Source organism: Streptomyces sp. CRCS-T-1 (assembly GCF_024442335.1).
In the GTDB taxonomy this organism is placed as follows: domain Bacteria; phylum Actinomycetota; class Actinomycetes; order Streptomycetales; family Streptomycetaceae; genus Streptomyces; species Streptomyces koelreuteriae.
Map to the genome: position 1 here is coordinate 3,193,367 of NZ_CP101651.1, position 18,801 is coordinate 3,212,167.

The 18,801-nt window shown below is 67.6% G+C and carries 25 protein-coding genes; 2 read left to right on the forward strand and 23 right to left on the reverse strand.

The genetic code is table 11. The features are described 5' to 3' along the window. Positions 1-4: 4 nt before the first annotated feature. A complete protein-coding gene (locus NNW99_RS14090; protein ID WP_215124272.1) occupies positions 5-2,251 on the reverse strand; it encodes a HAMP domain-containing protein in 2,247 nt (748 codons plus the stop codon). Positions 2,252-2,456: 205 nt separating this feature from the next. Continuing rightward, positions 2,457-3,599, reverse strand: a complete 1,143-nt coding sequence (locus NNW99_RS14095; RefSeq protein ID WP_251057788.1) for a CapA family protein — start codon at positions 3,597-3,599, stop codon at positions 2,457-2,459. A gap of 230 nt (positions 3,600-3,829) precedes the next feature. Here NNW99_RS14095 and NNW99_RS14100 point away from each other — a divergent pair, with 230 nt between their 5' ends. Next, complete coding sequence (locus NNW99_RS14100) at positions 3,830-4,645, forward strand: hypothetical protein (RefSeq protein WP_370869198.1); 816 nt, start codon at positions 3,830-3,832, stop codon at positions 4,643-4,645. A 15-nt stretch (positions 4,646-4,660) separates the two neighbouring features. Here NNW99_RS14100 and truA read toward each other — a convergent pair whose 3' ends face one another. The 8 genes from truA to map form a co-directional block, all read right to left on the reverse strand. Further along, on the reverse strand, positions 4,661-5,515 hold the full coding sequence (gene truA / locus NNW99_RS14105; RefSeq protein WP_215119424.1) for a tRNA pseudouridine(38-40) synthase TruA: 855 nt from the start codon (positions 5,513-5,515) through the stop codon (positions 4,661-4,663). A gap of 80 nt (positions 5,516-5,595) precedes the next feature. Next, complete coding sequence (gene rplQ / locus NNW99_RS14110) at positions 5,596-6,096, reverse strand: 50S ribosomal protein L17 (protein WP_215119426.1); 501 nt, start codon at positions 6,094-6,096, stop codon at positions 5,596-5,598. A 172-nt stretch (positions 6,097-6,268) separates the two neighbouring features. After that, positions 6,269-7,291: a DNA-directed RNA polymerase subunit alpha gene (locus NNW99_RS14115; RefSeq protein WP_003966937.1), complete on the reverse strand. Its 1,023-nt coding sequence runs from the start codon at positions 7,289-7,291 to the stop codon at positions 6,269-6,271. Between the two features lie 160 nt (positions 7,292-7,451). Continuing rightward, positions 7,452-7,856, reverse strand: coding sequence for a 30S ribosomal protein S11 (gene rpsK / locus NNW99_RS14120; protein WP_003956432.1), 405 nt, complete (start codon positions 7,854-7,856; stop codon positions 7,452-7,454). Between the two features lie 65 nt (positions 7,857-7,921). Then, the gene (gene rpsM, locus NNW99_RS14125; protein WP_189728755.1) at positions 7,922-8,302 is read right to left on the reverse strand and encodes a 30S ribosomal protein S13; all 381 of its coding nucleotides are present in this window, start codon (positions 8,300-8,302) and stop codon (positions 7,922-7,924) included. A gap of 198 nt (positions 8,303-8,500) precedes the next feature. After that, positions 8,501-8,614: a 50S ribosomal protein L36 gene (gene rpmJ, locus NNW99_RS14130; protein WP_003948619.1), complete on the reverse strand. Its 114-nt coding sequence runs from the start codon at positions 8,612-8,614 to the stop codon at positions 8,501-8,503. A 58-nt stretch (positions 8,615-8,672) separates the two neighbouring features. Beyond that, a complete protein-coding gene (infA, locus tag NNW99_RS14135) occupies positions 8,673-8,894 on the reverse strand; it encodes a translation initiation factor IF-1 (protein WP_003948620.1) in 222 nt (73 codons plus the stop codon). 234 nt (positions 8,895-9,128) lie between these two features. Beyond that, positions 9,129-9,965, reverse strand: coding sequence for a type I methionyl aminopeptidase (gene map / locus NNW99_RS14140; RefSeq protein ID WP_215119428.1), 837 nt, complete (start codon positions 9,963-9,965; stop codon positions 9,129-9,131). A gap of 261 nt (positions 9,966-10,226) precedes the next feature. On the opposite strand from map, the gene NNW99_RS14145 reads away from it, so the two are divergent. Then, on the forward strand, positions 10,227-10,613 hold the full coding sequence (locus NNW99_RS14145; protein ID WP_215119429.1) for a hypothetical protein: 387 nt from the start codon (positions 10,227-10,229) through the stop codon (positions 10,611-10,613). Positions 10,614-10,799: 186 nt separating this feature from the next. Here the strand turns inward: NNW99_RS14145 and NNW99_RS14150 are convergent, their stop codons facing one another. The 13 genes from NNW99_RS14150 to rplN all read right to left on the reverse strand — a co-directional run bounded on the left by NNW99_RS14150 (position 10,800) and on the right by rplN (position 18,761). Next, positions 10,800-11,999: a hypothetical protein gene (locus NNW99_RS14150; protein WP_251057789.1), complete on the reverse strand. Its 1,200-nt coding sequence runs from the start codon at positions 11,997-11,999 to the stop codon at positions 10,800-10,802. 85 nt (positions 12,000-12,084) lie between these two features. Further along, positions 12,085-12,735 carry an adenylate kinase gene (locus NNW99_RS14155; protein WP_215119435.1) on the reverse strand — a complete coding sequence of 217 codons (651 nt, stop codon included), beginning with the start codon at positions 12,733-12,735 and terminating at the stop codon, positions 12,085-12,087. Then, complete coding sequence (gene secY, locus NNW99_RS14160; protein WP_215119436.1) at positions 12,735-14,048, reverse strand: preprotein translocase subunit SecY; 1,314 nt, start codon at positions 14,046-14,048, stop codon at positions 12,735-12,737. The genes NNW99_RS14155 and secY overlap by 1 nt, the downstream gene beginning before the upstream one ends. 417 nt (positions 14,049-14,465) lie before the next feature. Continuing rightward, positions 14,466-14,921, reverse strand: coding sequence for a 50S ribosomal protein L15 (gene rplO / locus NNW99_RS14165; RefSeq protein WP_215119437.1), 456 nt, complete (start codon positions 14,919-14,921; stop codon positions 14,466-14,468). A 2-nt stretch (positions 14,922-14,923) separates the two neighbouring features. Then, positions 14,924-15,106, reverse strand: coding sequence for a 50S ribosomal protein L30 (rpmD, locus tag NNW99_RS14170; protein WP_003974250.1), 183 nt, complete (start codon positions 15,104-15,106; stop codon positions 14,924-14,926). Positions 15,107-15,108: 2 nt separating this feature from the next. Continuing rightward, positions 15,109-15,714, reverse strand: coding sequence for a 30S ribosomal protein S5 (rpsE, locus tag NNW99_RS14175; protein ID WP_164332815.1), 606 nt, complete (start codon positions 15,712-15,714; stop codon positions 15,109-15,111). 41 nt (positions 15,715-15,755) lie between these two features. Beyond that, positions 15,756-16,139: a 50S ribosomal protein L18 gene (gene rplR / locus NNW99_RS14180; protein ID WP_030930487.1), complete on the reverse strand. Its 384-nt coding sequence runs from the start codon at positions 16,137-16,139 to the stop codon at positions 15,756-15,758. 3 nt (positions 16,140-16,142) lie between these two features. Beyond that, positions 16,143-16,682, reverse strand: a complete 540-nt coding sequence (rplF, locus tag NNW99_RS14185) for a 50S ribosomal protein L6 (protein WP_215119438.1) — start codon at positions 16,680-16,682, stop codon at positions 16,143-16,145. A 24-nt stretch (positions 16,683-16,706) separates the two neighbouring features. Then, positions 16,707-17,105 carry a 30S ribosomal protein S8 gene (rpsH, locus tag NNW99_RS14190; protein ID WP_104789270.1) on the reverse strand — a complete coding sequence of 133 codons (399 nt, stop codon included), beginning with the start codon at positions 17,103-17,105 and terminating at the stop codon, positions 16,707-16,709. Between the two features lie 213 nt (positions 17,106-17,318). Continuing rightward, entirely contained in the window at positions 17,319-17,504 is a 186-nt protein-coding gene (locus tag NNW99_RS14195) for a type Z 30S ribosomal protein S14 (protein WP_003948630.1), read from the reverse strand. Positions 17,505-17,509: 5 nt separating this feature from the next. After that, on the reverse strand, positions 17,510-18,067 hold the full coding sequence (gene rplE, locus NNW99_RS14200; protein WP_003992366.1) for a 50S ribosomal protein L5: 558 nt from the start codon (positions 18,065-18,067) through the stop codon (positions 17,510-17,512). After that, positions 18,067-18,390, reverse strand: coding sequence for a 50S ribosomal protein L24 (gene rplX / locus NNW99_RS14205; RefSeq protein WP_053674523.1), 324 nt, complete (start codon positions 18,388-18,390; stop codon positions 18,067-18,069). Before rplX ends, rplE begins: the two co-directional genes overlap by 1 nt. Positions 18,391-18,392: 2 nt before the next feature. Then, positions 18,393-18,761 (reverse strand): 50S ribosomal protein L14, encoded by a 369-nt coding sequence (gene rplN, locus NNW99_RS14210; protein ID WP_003992364.1) that lies wholly within the window; start codon positions 18,759-18,761, stop codon positions 18,393-18,395. Between the last annotated feature and the right edge of the window lie 40 nt (positions 18,762-18,801).

An 18,801-nucleotide genomic window follows, 5' to 3' on the forward strand; every position in this document is an offset into this window, starting at 1 on the left:
TGGGTCACCTTCCCCGAACGCCGGCCTGCGGCTCCGCGAGCCGGCGTGCCTGGGTCTGTTTACGGGCCTGGAGTTGCTGGCGCAGCAGTTCGAGGCTGCGTACGACGGCGCCGACCTCGTCCTGGTAGCGGGGGTACAGCACGGACTTGAGGTCGCCGTCGGCCAGCTTCTCCGCGCCGGCCGCCAGAGCCCGCATCGGCCGGGCCACGACCAGGTGCACCCAGCCGAGGCAGACGACGATCAGGGCCAGGCCGAGCAGTCCGGCCAGGACGCTGCGGTCCTCGCGCTGGTACGGGGTGATCTGGAAGTCCTTGGCGTTCTGCCAGCTGACCACGGTCCAGCCGATGTCGGCCGCCACGCCCCCGCCGGAGAACGGGGCGGCCGCGGCGACCGTGGTCCCGCCTCCTTCGCGGATCAGCAGGCCGTTCTCGACAGGACCGGCGCCGACGTGGACGCCGCCGGCCCGGACGAGGTCGGTGAGCGCGTCGCGCGGCAGTTCCTCGAAGGCCAGGAAGCCGTCGCTGGCCGCGATGGTCTCCGCCTTGGAATCCACCACGCGGACCTCGCCGAGCCCGGGCCGCTTCAGCAGCGAGTTGAGGAACTCGACCCGGACCTCGCCGACCAGGGTCATGCCCTTGTCGCCCGGCAGGGGCGCCCCGGCCTGGACGACCGGTTTCTTCCCGCCCTTGCCGGCCACCCGGACCAGCGGCAGCTCGTCCGCGTCGGCGAAACCAGCGCGCGGCTCCCCGCCCGCGCGGGCGACGACCTCGCCGTCCTCGTCGAGGAGGTACAGCGCCTGGTAGCGGGTGTGCTCGCGCAGGGTCTCCTCGAGCAGTGCGCGGCCGGCGCCGGCGTCGTCCGGGTCGATCAGCCGGGACGTGGACACCAGGTCCGCCTGCGCCTCGTTGAGCGCCCGGCGCACCCGGTCGGCGACCAGGTCGGTACGGTCACGCTGGTCCGCGACCATGCTCGCCGGGATGCTGACGGAGTCGTCGGTGCGGTTCAGCAGGAGGCCGACGGGCACACACCACAGCAACAGCAGTACGGCGGTCAGCGCGAGCGGCCCGCGCACCCCGAACCGCCCCTTGACACGCTGGCGCCCACCGGGATCACCGGCCGGGCCGCCCAGCTGCGCGCGCAGCCTCTCGAGGGCGGAGCCGATGCGCGCGGCCTCACCCCAGCGGGGCACGTCCACCGGGCGGGTCAGGTCGCCCCGGGCCAGCCGGCGGGACTCCAGGAACAGCCGCAGCAACGGCCGCTGCACGGTCGCCCACAGCACCGCCGCTGCGAGCAGTCCGAGCACCACCAGGGCTCCGGCCGCCAGCAGTCCGTACAGCTCCCGGCCCGGAGCGGCGCCCTGTTGCTGGACCACGGGCAGCAGGGCGACGACGGTGAGCCCGAGACCCGCGCCGACGCTCTTCTTCTCCTCCGGGTCGGCGGAGGAGAGGGAGGCGTAACCGGCCGTGGCGACACGGCCGTTGTAGCTCCCGCCGACCAGGGTCCCGCTGACACCGGGGTAGCCGCGGGAGCCCGGCTCCCTGGCGCTGACCGGGTCTTGCTCGGTCTCCCGTGCCGCTTGGGCGGACAGCCCGCTCATCTGCTTCTGGAGGAAGCCCAGCTCCTTGCGCTCCTGGTCGGAGTTGAGCGCCTCGGACTGCTCGAAGCCGGCCGTGGCGAGGATCTCCCCGCCGGTGGCGACGACCGCCATGGAACGGAACTGGCCCAGGTTGATGGCGGGCACGGACAGGCTGTTGGAGGCGATCAGCAGCTGCTGCGGCCGGTCCTCCACGTCGAGGACCGCCATGGTCATCAGGCGTACGTCACCGGTCTCCAGTCGCACCATGCGGGGCTTGAAAGCCGTGTCCCCGGTGAGGGCGTCCTTGTCCAGCCACCCGAGGGGAATCGTTTCACCCCTGGCGGCCAGCACCTTGCCGCTCTCCAGCTCCAGGACCGTGGTGCCGGTCCACTTCTGGTAGGTCTTCCCCAGGTCGGACAGGACGCGCTCGGGCTTCACCGGTGACCCCGCGTTCAGCGCGGCGGCGGTGCGGTTCAGGTCGGTGACCCGCTCGTCGATCGAGGCACGCAGAGCGATGGCGCCGTCCTGAGCGAAGTGCTGCTGCGAGGAGAGCACCGCCTGCGGTACGGCCTGCTCGCCGGCGGGGCCGAGCACCTGGGCGGTGAGGCCAGCGAGAGCGAGCACCAGCACGCACAGCAGCGCGATCGGGGGACGAACGCCGCCCAGCAGCGGCATGTCAGCGCGTCTCCGGCTGCGCCGCCGTCCTCCCTTCACGGGGCGCGCGGCGCGGGTGGGTGTCACCGGTGGTCTCCTCCGGCCTCTCTGGGTGAAGGACGGCCGCGCAGAACACCGCTCCCGGGGGGAGAGGCGACGGACCGCCGTTTACAAGACTGTTGGGGAGGGCCGAGGTTGTGTCGCTCGCCCCCTGTGCGCTGTGGCGCTAGTCACGCCCCAGCGCGAGCTCCTTCAGCCCGTCGCCGCCCGGCGCCCCGCGGTTGTACAGGAAGCCACGCGTGCGGTCGGCCGCCAGCCGGTAGCGGGCGAGCCGCTCTTCGGAGAGGTCGCCCGGCTCGTCAAGTGCCCGCCGTACGTCCACCAACCGGTGGTCCTCGACCGCGCCGGCGGGCGGCTTCTCACCGGCCTCCACCTCGGGCGGGATGTCCACGAGCGTCGTGGCGTAGCGGGCGGAGACGTCCCAGCCGTCGGTCGTCTCACGGAACTCGAACCAGCCGATCGCGCCCTCCTCGGTGAGCCCGGTGGGCGAGGAGTGACGGGCGACCTGGTTGCCCAGGCTGTAGGCGACCCAGGTGCCGTTCACCTTCTGGATCGGCTGCACCACATGGGCGTGGTGCCCGATCACCAGGTCGACCCCGGTCTCCGTGGTGAGCCGCTCCGCCAGCTGGAGCTGGGGGGCACTCGGTTCGTTGTAGTGCTCCAGCCCCCAGTGGACCGAGAGGATGACCACCTCGGCACCCTTCTCACGAGCCCGGGCCTCGGCGTCCTTGATCGCGTCCGTGCCGATCTGGTTGAACGCCCACTTCTCCTTCTCCGGCGTCGGATTCAGGAACGACATCCAGGAGAACGAGAGGTGGGCGACCTTGACGCCGTTGACGTCACGGATGTTGATCTTTTCTGCTTCCGCGGGCGTGCGAGCGGAGCCGGCGTGCCCGAGGCCGGCCTTGTCCATCGCGTTCAAGGTGCGCCGCACGGCCCCGATGCCATGGTCGTACGTGTGGTTGGAGGCCGTCGAGCAGGTGTCGTAACCCACGCCCTTGAGGGACGTCAGAATCTGCGGCGGCACGAGGAACTCCGGGTATCCCTCGAAGGGACCCCGCGGCTTTCCGACGGGCGTCTCCATGTGGCAGATGGCCAGATCGGCCTTGCTGATGACCGGCTTCACCCCGGCGAGCAGCGGCTCGAAGTCCAGCCCGGCCTCTCCCCCACCGGTCTTCTTGGCATCCTTGGCGGCCTGGTCGACCAGCTCGGGGTGGATCAGCACGTCACCCGCGGCGGCGACGGTGAACGAACGGCCGCCCGGCTTCACCTGCGGTGCGGATGCCGCGGAGGTGCACGCGGTCGTCACGGCAACGGTGGCCAGTAAAGCGCTTGCCGCGCGAGCGATCCGGAGAGGATTACGAAGTGTCACCGCATCATATTCACATGAAGCACACAAGCACCACGGACGTTACCGTCACAAGACAGTCACACTTGACTCGTATTGTGGTCCAAATCGGACTCGTCCTAGCCTTGTTCGGCTGTCAGTCGCCACCAGACCGGTCAACGGACGATTCCACTCCGTATGCCCGGCAGTTGGTGGACCTCCGTAGCAGGATCCTCACGTACACGGCCGAACTGGAACCCGACGCCGTCTACGCCCCACCGGACGACACCCAGCGCGAGCGCGTCGCCGAAAGCGTCGGCCACCTCCTGGACGGCGAGGCCACACAGGCCGGACAACTGCTCGCCCCGCTCGGCCTCAAGCTCACCCGCCTCACCGACACCGAGTCCGGCCGCAGATACGACGAGATCGCCGCCGCCCGCCCGGGCCGGGCCGAACGCTGGGGGCGCCTCTACCTGACCGCCGACTCCGACATCCGCTGGAACGCCCAGGTACCGCACCCGGTCTCCGACCGGGACACCGAACGCCTCGGCGTGCGGCTCCTGGAGGACAACCCCGGCGGCTCGCTGGTCCTGGCCGGCGCGCACCGCGAGGCGAGCCGGGGCGACGCCGCCGACGTCGCCCACCGGGCGGACAGCGTCTTCCACGCCATCGTCGTGGAGTTCCAGAAACGCGACGTCCCGGGCGTGCAGCTGCACGGCTTCGCCAAGGACTCGGACCGCCCCTACGAGGCCGTCCTCTCCACCGGAGCCGCACGGAGCACCCTCACCGAGGCCGCCGCCCTGGCCGACGGCATGGAGGCAGACGGTCTGCGGGTCTGCCGGGGCTGGTCGGCCCGCTGCCCCCTGGAAGGCACCACGAACGTCCAGGGCAAGGCCGCTGAGCGCCACCACGCCACGTTCCTCCACGTGGAGCTCTCCCCCGAGGCACGCGGCGACGGGACCGACGCCGACGCCGCCGCAACGGCTCTCTCAGGGCTGGTCACGACCTGGAACTCCGCCCGCCGGTGAGCAACGGCACAAGCCTCAGCAGCACCCCGCCGACGGCAGCGACCGCTTGTTCCGCGCCTCCTTGTTGCGCGCGGCGAGCAGTTCGTCGGCCGGGTAGCCGACCTCCTCCAGGGTCAGCCCGTGCGGCCGTACGACGTGCACGGCCGAGTCCCGCACACCGGCCGCCAGCACCTTCCCCGGCCAGTCCGGCGGCCGGTGCCCGTCGCCCACGAACAGCAGCGCCCCGATGAGCGAGCGCACCATGTTGTGGCAGAAGGCGTCGGCCCGCACGGTCGCGGTGATGATCCCGTCCTCGCCCCGCACGAGACTCAGCTCCTGGAGCGTACGGATCGTCGTCGCGCCCTCCCGCTTCTTGCAGTAGGCGGCGAAGTCGTGCTCCCCGAGCAGCCGGCGCGCGGCCTCGTTCATGGCGTCGACGTCCAGGGGCCAGTCGTGCCACAGCACATGGCCGCGCAGCAGCGGGTCGACCCCGCCGGGGTTGTCGGTGACCCGGTAGGCGTACCGCCGCCACACGGCCGAGAACCGCGCGTTGAAGCCGCTGGGCGCCTCCCTGAGGGCCCAGACCCGCACATCCCGCGGCAGCCGCCCGGCGAGCCGCTTCAGCAGCTTCTGATGGTGCTCGGCCCAGACCTCACGCGGCAGATCGACGTGCGCGACCTGTCCCCGGGCATGCACCCCGGCATCGGTACGCCCCGCCACGGTCAGCTCGTAGGTCTCCCGCGACCGCGTCACGGTCCGCAGCGCGTCCTCGATCTCCCCCTGCACGGTCCGCCGTCCCCCGGCCTGCTTGGCCCACCCGGAGAACTCGCTCCCGTCGTACGCCAGGTCGAGCCGGACACGAACGAACCCGGCAGCTGCTTCATCACTCACGCACAGATCCTCTCAGCACCACAAAGGCGGGCCCGCTCCTCAAAGAGGAACGGACCCGCCAACGCCTTACGGCAGAACGCTTACGCGTCCTTCGACTCCTCGGCGGGAGCCTCGGCGGCCTCGTCGGACTTGGCCTCGACGGCCTCGTCCTTCTTGAGGGCGTCTTCCTTGACCGCACGCTTGGTCGCGGCCTCGGCCTCGCCGGTCGCCTCCTGCGCCACCGTCAGCGCCTCGACCAGCTCGATGACAGCCATGGGCGCGTTGTCGCCACGGCGGTTACCGATCTTGGTGATGCGGGTGTAGCCACCCGGACGGTTCTCGTAGCGCGGGCCGATCTCGGTGAAGAGCGTGTGGACGATGCTCTTGTCCGTGATGACCTGGAGCACCTGACGGCGATTGTGAAGGTCGCCCTTCTTCGCCTTGGTGACCAGACGCTCGGCGTACGGCCGCAGCTTGCGGGCCTTCGCCTCGGTGGTGGTGATGCGACCGTGCTCGAACAGCGCCTTCGCAAGGTTCGCGAGGAGGAGCTTCTCGTGCGCGGCGCTGCCGCCCATACGGGCACCCTTGGTGGGCTTCGGCATGGTGTTTCTCCTAGGTGTCTGCCCCGGCCGTATCAGGTACCGGGGTCAGTATCCGAGCAGGCGGTTACCTGTCGGAGATCCAGGCCCCCGAAGGGGCCTGGAAGGGGCGCGGGGAACTGCGCGACCAGCCACGACCGGCCCGCAGACGCAGTACGGCCTCCCCGCGGGGCGATCAGTACTGCTCGGTCTCCACGAACCCGGCGTCCGCGTCGTCGTCCGCACCGAAGGCGTCCGCGGCGGCGGTCGGGTCGAATCCGGGAGGCGAGTCCTTCAGCGCAAGCCCCATACCCGCGAGCTTGGCCTTGACCTCGTCGATCGACTTCGCACCGAAGTTGCGAATGTCGAGCAGGTCCGCCTCGGAACGCGCGACGAGCTCACCCACGGAGTGGATGCCCTCACGCTTGAGGCAGTTGTACGACCGAACGGTGAGCTCGAGCTCCTCGATCGGCAGCGCCAGATCGGCGGCCAGGGCGGCGTCCGTCGGGGACGGACCCATGTCGATGCCCTCGGCGTCGATGTTGAGCTCACGGGCCAGACCGAACAGCTCGACCAGGGTCTTGCCGGCCGACGCCATGGCGTCACGCGGACGCATGGCCTGCTTGGTCTCGACGTCGACGATCAGCTTGTCGAAGTCGGTCCGCTGCTCGACACGCGTGGCCTCGACCTTGTACGTGACCTTGAGCACCGGCGAGTAGATCGAGTCGACCGGGATCCGGCCGATCTCCTGGCCGACCTGCTTGTTCTGCACGGCGGAGACATAGCCGCGGCCACGCTCGACCGTCAGCTCCATCTCCAGCTTGCCCTTGCCGTTGAGCGTGGCGAGGACCAGGTCGGGGTTGTGCACCTCGACACCGGCCGGGGGCGCGATGTCGGCGGCGGTGACCAGACCCGGGCCCTGCTTGCGCAGGTACATCACGACCGGCTCGTCGTGCTCCGAGGAGACGACCAGCTGCTTGATGTTGAGGATCAGGTCGGTGACGTCCTCCTTGACGCCCGGCACGGTGGTGAACTCGTGCAGGACACCGTCGATGCGGATGGACGTGACCGCCGCACCCGGGATCGAGGACAGCAGGGTCCGGCGCAGGGAGTTGCCGAGGGTGTAGCCGAAGCCCGGCTCCAGCGGCTCGATCACGAACCGGGAGCGGAATTCGTCGACGACCTCTTCGGTCAACGAGGGACGCTGAGCGATCAGCATGTTGTGATCCTTCTGTCAGGGGCGCCCGCTATTTGACGCCCTGAGTCACCAGGCGAAGCCTGATGGTGTTACGTGCAAGGGTACGGGCGATATGGCCCCGAAGAGCCATACCGCCCGAAATCCTCAGACCAAGCGGCCTGCGTCTGCGATCTGCGAAAGATCAGACGCGGCGGCGCTTGGGCGGACGGCAGCCGTTGTGCGGGGTCGGCGTGACGTCCTGGATCGAGCCGACCTCGAGGCCGGTCGCCTGCAGGGAGCGGATCGCGGTCTCACGACCGGAGCCCGGGCCCTTGACGAAGACGTCGACCTTGCGCATGCCGTGCTCCTGGGCGCGGCGGGCAGCCGACTCGGCGGCCATCTGCGCGGCGAACGGCGTCGACTTGCGCGAGCCCTTGAAGCCGACGTGGCCGGCGGAGGCCCAGGAGATCACGTTGCCCGAGGGGTCCGTGATCGAGACGATCGTGTTGTTGAACGTGCTCTTGATGTGCGCGTGGCCGTGAGCGACGTTCTTCTTTTCCTTGCGGCGCACCTTCTTGGCAGCGCCCTGACGTCCCTTGGGGGGCATCTCTTAACTCCTACGGGAGGTGGTCGGTCCTACAGCGAAGACCGTGGACAGGCGTCCGCTGCGGACTACTTCTTGCCCGGCTTCTTCTTGCCGGCGATGGCGCGACGCGGGCCCTTGCGGGTGCGGGCGTTGGTGCTGGTGCGCTGACCGCGGACGGGCAGGCCGCGGCGGTGACGCAGACCCTGGTAGCAGCCGATCTCGACCTTGCGGCGGATGTCGGCCTGGATCTCACGACGGAGGTCACCCTCGGTCCTGATGTTGTTGTCCACGAACTCGCGGATCGCGACGAGCTGCTCCTCGGAGAGGTCGCGGACGCGGGTGTTCGGGTCGACGCCGGTAGCGGCCAGCGTCTGCTGCGCGAGGGTCCGGCCGATGCCGAACACGTAGGTGAGGGCGACCTCCACGCGCTTTTCGCGCGGGATGTCGACACCGGAAACGCGTGCCATTCAATGGCTCCAGTTACTTGTCGGAGGTCTTCCACAGAACCGACTCCCAGCCGCCGTATGAGGTACGAACTGGGTCCCCGGCCTCCGAACCAGGGGTGTCAGGCGAACATCGTCCGCCCGGGTCCTGCGTATGAACATATTCAGCTCGCGTCGCGCGAAGTCCCTGCGATGGATGCAGAGGGTGCGATCCGCTGTCGATCAGCCCTGGCGCTGCTTGTGGCGCGGGTTGTCGCAGATGATCATGACCCGGCCGTGACGGCGGATCACCCTGCACTTGTCGCAGATCTTCTTGACGCTCGGCTTGACCTTCATTAGTGAGGTTCTCCGGGTCAGTGCCACCACCTCGCCGAGGCGAGATGCGGGGCAAGATCTACTTGTAGCGGTAGACGATCCGGCCACGCGTGAGGTCGTACGGAGACAGCTCCACCACGACCCGGTCGTCAGGGAGGATGCGGATGTAGTGCATGCGCATCTTGCCGCTGATGTGTGCCAGGACCTGGTGGCCGTTCTGGAGCTCGACCTTGAACATGGCGTTCGGAAGAGACTCGACGACAGTGCCCTCGATCTCGATGGCACCTTGCTTCTTGGCCACGCTTCGCCCTTCGAATCGACTACCTTGATCGACTCCGTGCGGGCGCATGCAGGCATGCGGGTACACCAGAGCCGACGAGTCAGTCTACGACAGGGCCCTCAGAAACACGAATCGAGGCAGTCTGCCCCAACGGACAGATCTTTAAGCGCCCCGAAAGGGGCGCGGGGAACTGCGCGACAAGCCACAACGCACCCGCAGCCGCCGAACGCCGGGACCACCCACCCCGGAACGCGCTCAGCCCAACGGATCCGGAGCGGCCACAATCCCCAGCTCGGCAAGCTTCGCCTTCCCCCCGTCGGGAGACGTCAGCACCAACGGCCCCTCCTCGGTCAAAGCCACCGAGTGCTCCCAGTGCGACGACCACGTACCGTCCGTCGTGATGACGGTCCAGTCGTCCTCGAGGACCTCCGTCTTCGGCGTCCCCAGAGAGACCATCGGCTCGATCGCGAGGCAGAAGCCGGGCACCAGCTTCGGACCCTTGCCGCGCCGCCGGTCGACGTAGTTCAGCAGGTGCGGGTCCATGTGCATCTCGGTGCCGATGCCGTGGCCGCCGTAGTCCTCGATGATCCCGTACTTGCCGCCGCCGGGCTTGGGCTGGCGGCGGATGTACGTCTCGACGGCCCGGGAGATGTCGACCAGCCGGTTGCCCTGCTTCATGGCCGCGATGCCGGCCCACATCGACTCCTCGGTCACCCGGGAGAGCTCGACCAGCTCCGGGGAGTGGCCGGAGCCGACGAAGGCCGTGTAGGCGGCGTCGCCGTGCCAGCCGTCGATGATCGCGCCGCAGTCGATGGAGATGACGTCCCCGTCCTTGAGGACGACGTCGTCGGACGGGATGCCGTGGACGACGACCTCGTTCACGGACGTGCAGATCGTCGCCGGGAAGCCGCCGTAGCCGAGGAAGTTCGGCTTGGCGTTGTGCTCGGCGAGGACCTTGCGGGCGGCCTGGTCCAGATCCTTCGTGGTGGCCCCCGGCACGGCGGCTTCGCGGGTCGCCGCGTGGATGGCGGCGACGACCAGGCCCGCCTCGCGCATTTTGGCGATCTGCTCGGGGCTCTTGATCTGCACCATGGGGCTACGGCCTTTCTGGACCTTCAGCGAGTACGAACGCCATCAACGATACGGGCCGCGCGACCGGCCTCCGGTCGGCCCGCCGGGGTCACCGTGGCGGAGTCACACCTGCACCCTCAGCAACAAAAGCCGTTGACGAACCCAACTGGCCACTCTAGCCTCGCAGTTGCCCACCTGGCGATGTCGGGTGCCAGCACTCAGCTCCATGCACTTCCATACAACCCGGACCGGATACCCGGTCCTCAAAAACGGGGGTAACAAGTGATCAAGAGAGCTCTGTCCCGCGTGGCCGTGGCCGGTGCCGCCGTCACCCTGCTCGGCCTCACCGCGGCCTCGCCCGCCCTGGCCGGCGACGAGGGGCCCCTCTGGTACAGCAACCGGGGCACGGTGACGTTCAACGACGACGGTGACGACATCACGGTCTGCGACAAGCTGGCTGACGGCCACGGCGTCACGGGGTACCTGGAGCGACTCAACAGCACTGGCACCGGCCTGGTCTATGTCATTAAGGAAGAGGACGGCGGAGACGCCGGCTGCGACCGGTCCGACAATGACTACGACATGATAGGCAACATCTCGCACGGCCTGGCCATCTGCTGGAACGGCAGCGGCTCCTGCGTCCGCTCGAACTGGTACTTCGACGAGTAGGCCCGTTCGGCACCGAGAGGTGTGAGGTCTCCACGGTGACCTCGACAGCGTGACAGTGCGTGCACACGCCGCACATCTGCTCAGAAGCTCCGGCCGGTGCAGACGATCGATCGATTCGTCTGCACCGGCCGGAGCTCTTGGTGTGGCCGGTCCCAGGCGCACCTCCGCCTGGGACCGCAGAGAGGGTCAGCGCTCGGTGAAGACCGGGGTCCAGCGGCCGACGTAGTCCTCTTGGGCTTTACGGAAGCCCGAGAGCGGTGTCACCTTGTCGTCGTCCAGGCCGACCAGGACCAGCTGGTTGCGGAACTCGCCCTTGCCGGGTTCGCACTGGCTGGGGTCGCATCGCCAGGCGATGAGGTGGGTGTCGTCCGCCCACGCGAGAAGCTGCTGTCCGGGTACGACCGCGCTCTGCTTTCCGGTCTTCGCGTCCAGAACCGCGGAAACGATCTGGCCGTCCTTGCCCCCCGCGAAGCCGCCCGTCGCAAGTTTTCCGTCCGGGGACGTAATCACCGGCGGAAAGATCAGATCGGTCTTCTGCTGCGGAAGCGACTTCAGCTTGCCGTCCACGTCGTAGTAGTTCCTGCCCGGCCGGTCGAGCCTCTGCTCCCACAGCGTCTCGCCGTCACGGCTCCAGCTGAAGTCCTGACGCCCGGTGCCGGCCATGGCCGCGAGACTGTCCTTCTTGGCCGGCCGCTCACTGAATGCCGCCCGGCCGGAGTCGACATCGATGACATAGAAGCCGGTACGGCTCTGCTTCGGCCCCGGCATCTCCTGACCATCGCCATCTTCCGACCCGTCCTGCACACGCACCGGCGCGTCCTTGAAGAGGCCGTCCGGGTTGTGGCCGTACGTCGTCGCCACCAGGCGCTCGCCGTCCGGCGAGAACTGCACACCGCCGACGCCCTTGTCGACCTTGATCCAGCGCTGGACCTTGCCCGTGGACAGACTCAACAGGCCGATGCGTTTGACGGGCAGATCGCCCTCCAGCACCGCGGCCGTCTTCATCCCGGGAGCGACATCGAGCCAGCCCCAGTCGGTCTTCTCGTACCGCTTGGTCGCGGCGTTGTACAGACTCCACTCACGCGCGTTCACCGCATCCCCGTCCGGCTGCCGCACGAGCTTCCTCGTGTAGTGCGCCGAGACGGCGACCTGCCCCGCGGCTATCAGCTCGCGCGGCGGGGACTGGTCCGGACGGGCCTCCACGTCCGATGCCTCGGACTGCCCTTCCGGGCCACCGCTCGTCAGGGCCAACGACACCCCGATGACTGCGGCGACCACGACGACCGCGGCGACCGCCAGGCTGCGACTCCTGCGGCGGAGCAGCGACGGCTGCTCCCGCTCGGTGGAATCGTCGGACCGTGGCACCTGTTCGAGCTTGATGGCCATACCTCCTCGGCAGAGCACTTTCGGGGGTCCCAAAGAAGAAAGGCAGCGGCCCCCTCCGGGGACCGCTGCCTTTCTTTTCAAGCTGTTATGAACCGGACAGCGCCGACATGGCCCGCGTCGTGACGTCGTCCACCTTGCCGAGCGCGGAGATCGTGACCACCAGACCCTGGGCCTTGTAGTAGTCGATGATCGGCTCGGTCTGCGTGTGGTAGACCTCCAGCCGCTTACGGACGGTCTCCTCGGAGTCGTCGCCCCGCTGGTACAGCTCGCCGCCGCAGATGTCGCAGACGCCTTCCTTGGCCGGCGGCTTGTACGTCACGTGGAAGACATGCGCCGACTCGTTGCGGCAGACACGGCGGCCGGCGATCCGCTTGACGACCTCGTCCTCGGGGACCTCCAGGTCCAGCACCGCGTCGAGCTGCATGGTCTCGGTCTCCAGCAGCTCGTCGAGCGCCTCGGCCTGCGAGACATTGCGGGGGAAGCCGTCCAGCAGGAAACCGTTCTCGGCGTCCGGCTGCTCCATGCGGTCCTTCGCCATGGCGATGGTGACCTCGTCGGGCACCAGGTTGCCCGCGTCGATGTAGGACTTCGCCAGTTTGCCGAGTTCCGTCTTCTGGCTGATGTTGGCCCGGAACAGGTCGCCCGTGGAGATGTGCGGGATCGACAGGTTCTTGGCGAGGAACGCGGCCTGCGTTCCCTTACCGGCGCCCGGCGGCCCGACGAGGACGATACGCATCAGCGGAGGAACCCTTCGTAATTGCGCTGCTGAAGCTGGCTCTCGATCTGCTTCACCGTTTCGAGGCCGACACCCACGATGATCAGGATGCTGGTCCCGCCGAACGGGAAGTTCTGGTCTGCCTTGAAACCAGCCAACGCCATCGTCGGCACGAGAGCGATCAACCCCAGGTACAGCGAACCCGGCCAGGTGATCCGGTTGAGCACGTACGACAGGTACTCAGCGGTCGGTCGGCCAGCCCGGATGCCCGGGATGAAGCCACCATACTTCTTCATGTTGTCCGCGACTTCCTCGGGGTTGAACGAGATGGCCACGTAGAAGAAGGCGAAGAAAACGATCAGGAGGAAGTAGAGGCTGATGTGCGCCGGAGCACTCGGCTTCGCGAGGTTCTGCTCGATCCAGGTCTTCCAGTCGGCGCTGCCACCGGCGAACTGTGCGATCAGTGCCGGGATGTAGAGCAGCGACGAGGCGAAGATCACAGGGATGATGCCCGCCTGGTTGACCTTCAGCGGAATGTACGTCGACGTGCCGCCGTAGGACCTCCGGCCGATCATGCGCTTCGCGTACTGCACCGGGATACGCCGCTGGGCCTGCTCCACGAAGACGACGAGGCCGATCATCACCAGGCCGATGACACACACGATGCCGAACTCGATCCAGCCGCCGGCCAGGGAGCCCTGCGTCTTGATGGCCCACAGCCCGGACGGGAAGGTCGCGGCGATCGAGATGAACATCAGGATGGACATGCCGTTGCCGATGCCGCGGTCGGTGATGAGCTCACCGAGCCACATCACGGTCGCCGTACCGGCCGTCATGGTGATGACCATGGTGACGGTGACGAAGATCGACTGGTCGGGGACGATCTGGCTGGCCACAGGGCAGTTCTGGAAGAGCGCGCCACTGCGGGCGGTGGCGACGAGGCCGGTGCCCTGGAGGATGGCGAGCGCCACAGTCAGGTACCGGGTGTACTGCGTGATCTTCGCCGTACCGGACTGCCCCTCCTTCTTGAGAGCTTCCAGGCGCGGGATCACCACGGTCAGCAGCTGAAGGATGATGCTCGCCGTGATGTACGGCATGATGCCCAGCGCGAAGATCGTGATCTGCAGCAGCGCGCCGCCGCTGAACATGTTGACCAGGCCGAAGATCCCCTGGTTGGCCTCGGCCTGGTCGATACAGGTCTGGACGTTCCGGTAATCGACGCCTGGGATCGGTACGTGCGTACCGATCCGGTAGATCACAATGATGCCGAGCGTGAAGAGCAACTTCTTGCGCAGGTCGGGCGTCTTGAACGCCCGGGCGAACGCGGTGAGCACGGTGCCTCCTGCGACCCCCGCGTGTGCGCGCGTGAGGTGGACGGTAAGAGAGGTTGATGGCCTGAGGAACGAGATTACGGCATGCCAGGACGGCGCTGGGCGCCGACAGCACAGCCTACCCAAATACAGGGCCGCGCGGACGCCGCTCTTCGACCATGAATCATCTGGACACAGCAGCACCCCCTGTGCCATGACGAGACAGGGCCCTGTCGTCATGCGTCGGCTCGACTGCCGGAGTTCGAGGCCGACTTGGGCGGCAGGCATGCGTGCGATGCCGGGCTTCATGCCGGGGCCGGCGCCGCCACAGGGGCGAACGACCCACAGAACGGCCCCAGCCCCACCCCGGCTAGCGGAGTGGGGCTGGGTACGACCCGTACGACCTGGTGCTCACCACCCTCGGTGATCAGCACCGGTGGTTCAGACGAGCTCGGTGACCGTACCGCCGGCGGCGGTGATCTTCTCCTTGGCGGAGCCGGAGACGGCGTCGACCGTCACCTGCAGCGCCACGGAGAGCTCGCCCTGGCCGAGGACCTTGACGAGGCTGTTCTTGCGGACGGCACCCTTGTCGACCAGGTCGGCAACGGTGACCTCCCCACCCTCGGGGTAGAGGGAGGCGAGCTTGTCCAGGTTCACGACCTGGTACTCCGTCTTGAAGGGGTTCTTGAAGCCCTTCAGCTTCGGGAGACGCATGTGGAGGGGCATCTGGCCACCCTCGAAGCGCTCCGGAACCTGGTAACGGGCCTTCGTACCCTTGGTACCACGACCGGCCGTCTTACCCTTCGACGCCTCACCACGACCGACACGGGTCTTGGCGGTCTTGGCGCCCGGGGCGGGACGGAGGTTGTGGATCTTGAGCGGGTTGTTCTCCGCCATGATCAGTCGACCTCCTCGACCGTCACGAGGTGGCGGACGGTGTGCACCATGCCGCGGAACTCGGGGCGGTCCTCCTTGACGACCTGCGTGTTGATGCCCTTGAGACCAAGGGAACGCAGGGTGTCACGGTGGTTCTGCTTGCTGCCGATGTAGGACTTGACCTGCGTAATCTTGAGCTGCGCCATGATTACGCACCCGCCCCGGCACGCGCACGGAGAAGAGCCGCGGGGGCGACGTCCTCGAGGGGCAGACCACGGCGGGCCGCGATCTCCTCGGGACGCTGCAGGCCACGGAGGGCCTCCACGGTCGCGTGCACGATGTTGATCGCGTTGTCGGAGCCGAGCGACTTCGACAGCACGTCGTGGATACCGGCGCACTCGAGCACGGCACGCACCGGACCACCGGCGATAACACCGGTACCGGGCGACGCGGGCTTGAGCAGCACGACGCCGGCAGCCTTCTCACCCTGGATGGGGTGCGGGATGGTGCCCTGGATACGGGGGACCTTGAAGAAGTGCTTCTTGGCCTCCTCAACGCCCTTGGCGATGGCGGCCGGCACCTCCTTGGCCTTGCCGTAACCGACACCCACGGTGCCGTCACCGTCGCCCACCACGACCAGCGCGGTGAAGCTGAAGCGACGACCACCCTTCACAACCTTGGCGACGCGGTTGATCGCGACAACGCGCTCAACGTACGCGGTCTTCTCGGCGGCAGCAGCGCCGCCGTCACGGCCCTTCCGGTCCCGCCGCTCGCCGCCACCGGCACCGCCACCGCGGCGCTGGGGTCCAGCCATTGGAATTACCTCTCTCTGTTTCCGCTAGCTACGGAACCGGCTCAGAACTTGAGCCCGGCCTCGCGGGCGGCGTCCGCCAGGGCGGCGATGCGCCCCGCGTACTGGTTACCACCACGGTCGAACACGACGGCCTCGACACCGGCGGCCTTGGCGCGCTCGGCGACCAGGGCGCCGACCTGCTTGGCCTGCGCGGACTTGTCGCCCTCGCCACCGCGGATCGAGGTGTCCAGGGTGGACGCCGACGCAAGGGTGTGACCCTTGATGTCGTCGATCACCTGGGCCACGATGTGGCGGTTCGAGCGGGTAACGACCAGACGCGGACGCTCCGCCGTTCCGTTGATGTTCTTACGGATCCGGATGTGGCGGCGCTTGATCGCGGCGCGCTTGTAGGCGTCGCCCTTAAGGATCTTCTGTCCGTATGCCATGGCTTACTTACCCGCCTTTCCGACCTTGCGGCGGATGACTTCGCCCTCGTACTTGACGCCCTTGGCCTTGTACGGGTCGGGCCTGCGCAGCTTGCGGATGTTGGCCGCAACCTCGCCGACCTTCTGCTTGTCGATGCCCTCGACCGAGAAACGGGTCGGGGACTCCACCTTGAAGGTGATGCCCTCGGGGGCCTCGACCAGGATCGGGTGGCTGTAGCCCAGAGAGAACTCCAGGTTGGAGCCCTTGGCCAGGACACGGTAGCCGACACCGCTGATTTCGAGCTTCTTGACGTATCCCTGGGTCACACCGGTGATCATGTTCGCCACCAGCGTGCGGGACAGGCCGTGCAGGGCCTTGCTCTGCCGCTCGTCGTTGGGCCGGAGCACCTGAAGGGTGCCGTCCTCGGCCTTGGCGATGTCGATCGGCGCGATGACGGTGTGGGTCAGTTCGCCCTTGGGGCCCTTGACCGCGACCGTACGGCCGTCGATGGTGACGTCCACGCCGGCGGGAACCGGGATGGGGAGCTTGCCGATACGCGACATTGCTGTCTCTCCTCCGTTCCCGAATTACCAGACGTAGGCGAGGACTTCCCCACCCACGCCCTTCTTCTGCGCCTGCTGGCCGGTCAGGAGACCGTGGGACGTGGAGATGATGGCCACGCCCAGGCCGCCCAGAACCTTCGGCAGGTTGGTGGACTTCGCGTACACCCGGAGACCGGGCTTGGAGATCCGCTTGATGCCCGCGATGGAGCGCTCACGGTTGGGGCCGAACTTCAGCTCCAGGACGAGGTTCTTGCCGACCTCGGCGTCCTCGACCTTCCAGCCCGTGATGAAGCCCTCCTGCTGGAGGATCTCCGCGATGTGCGACTTGATCTTCGACGCCGGCATCGTCACGGAGTCGTGGTATGCCGAGTTCGCGTTCCGCAGACGCGTCAGCATGTCTGCGATCGGATCAGTCATGGTCATGAATTGGCCTTCGGCCTCTCTCGCCGGGGTTTCCTGGTGCGCCATCCCTCTCCCCGATCCGAGACGGGACGGGTGCGGCGCGGTGGACCTACGGCGTAGTAAGTCGTACGGGCGACCGTCAGGCGCCCAACCCTCCAAGCCTAAGCCATGAAGGGGAGGGCGCCTGACACGCCCATTGCTTACCGAGAGCCCTGCTAATCCCTAAAAGGGGGATTACCAGGAGCTCTTGGTCACGCCCGGCAGCTCGCCACGGTGAGCCATCTCACGAAGGCACACGCGGCACAGGCCGAACTTGCGGTACACGGAGTGCGGGCGGCCACAGCGCTGGCAGCGGGTGTAGCCACGCACACCGAACTTGGGCTTGCGAGCAGCCTTCGCGATCAGAGCCTTCTTCGCCATCTCGCTCACGCCTCCTTGAAGGGGAAGCCGAGGTGACGAAGGAGCGCGCGGCCCTCAGCGTCGTTGGTCGCCGTGGTCACCACGGTGATGTCCATACCCCGGGTGCGGTCGATCTTGTCCTGGTCGATCTCGTGGAACATGACCTGCTCCGTGAGACCGAAGGTGTAGTTGCCACGGCCGTCGAACTGCTTGGGGGACAGGCCGCGGAAGTCGCGGATGCGCGGCAGCGCGAGCGACAGGGTGCGGTCCAGGAACTCCCACATGCGGTCGCCACGGAGCGTGACGTGGGCACCGATCGGCTGGCCCTCACGCAGCTTGAACTGCGCGATGGACTTGCGGGCCTTGGTGACGGCCGGCTTCTGACCGGTGATCGTGGTGAGGTCCTTGATGGCACCCTCGATCAGCTTGGAGTCGCGGGCGGCGTCGCCCACACCCATGTTGACCACGATCTTGACGAGACCGGGGATCTGCATGACGTTCTCGTACTTGAACTCGTCACGCAGCTTGCCCGTGATCTCCTCACGGTACTTCTGCTTCAGACGCGGGCTGGTGGTGGTCGTCATCAGATGTCCTCACCCGTCCGCTTGGCAACGCGGATCTTGTTGCCTTCGTCGTCGAAGCGGTAACCGACGCGGGTCACGACCTTGTTGCCGTCCTTCTCCACGACCAGCTGGACGTTGGAGACGTGGATCGGCGCTTCGGTGGTGACGATGCCGCCGGCCTGCGAACCGCGAGCCGTCGGACCTGCCTTGGTGTGCTTCTTGACCCGGTTGACACCCTCGACCAGGACACGCTCGTCGCGCGGGTAAGCGGCAATGACCTTGCCCTGCTTGCCCTTGTCCTTACCGGTGATGACCTGGACCAGGTCGCCCTTCTTGATCTTCATGCTCACAGCACCTCCGGCGCGAGGGAGATGATCTTCATGAACTTCTTCTCGCGCAGCTCACGGCCGACCGGGCCGAAGATACGGGTGCCACGAGGGTCGCCGTCGTTCTTCAGAATGACAGCGGCGTTCTCGTCGAAGCGGATGTACGAGCCGTCGGGACGGCGGCGCTCCTTGACGGTGCGAACGATGACCGCCTTGATGACGTCACCCTTCTTCACGTTGCCGCCGGGGATCGCGTCCTTGACGGTGGCGACGATGACGTCACCGATACCCGCGTAGCGGCGACCGGAGCCACCGAGCACACGGATGCAGAGGATTTCCTTCGCACCCGTGTTGTCGGCGACACGCAGTCGCGACTCCTGCTGGATCACGTCTATCTCCTGGTTGTCTGCCGGTTCCCGGCAGGGGCTC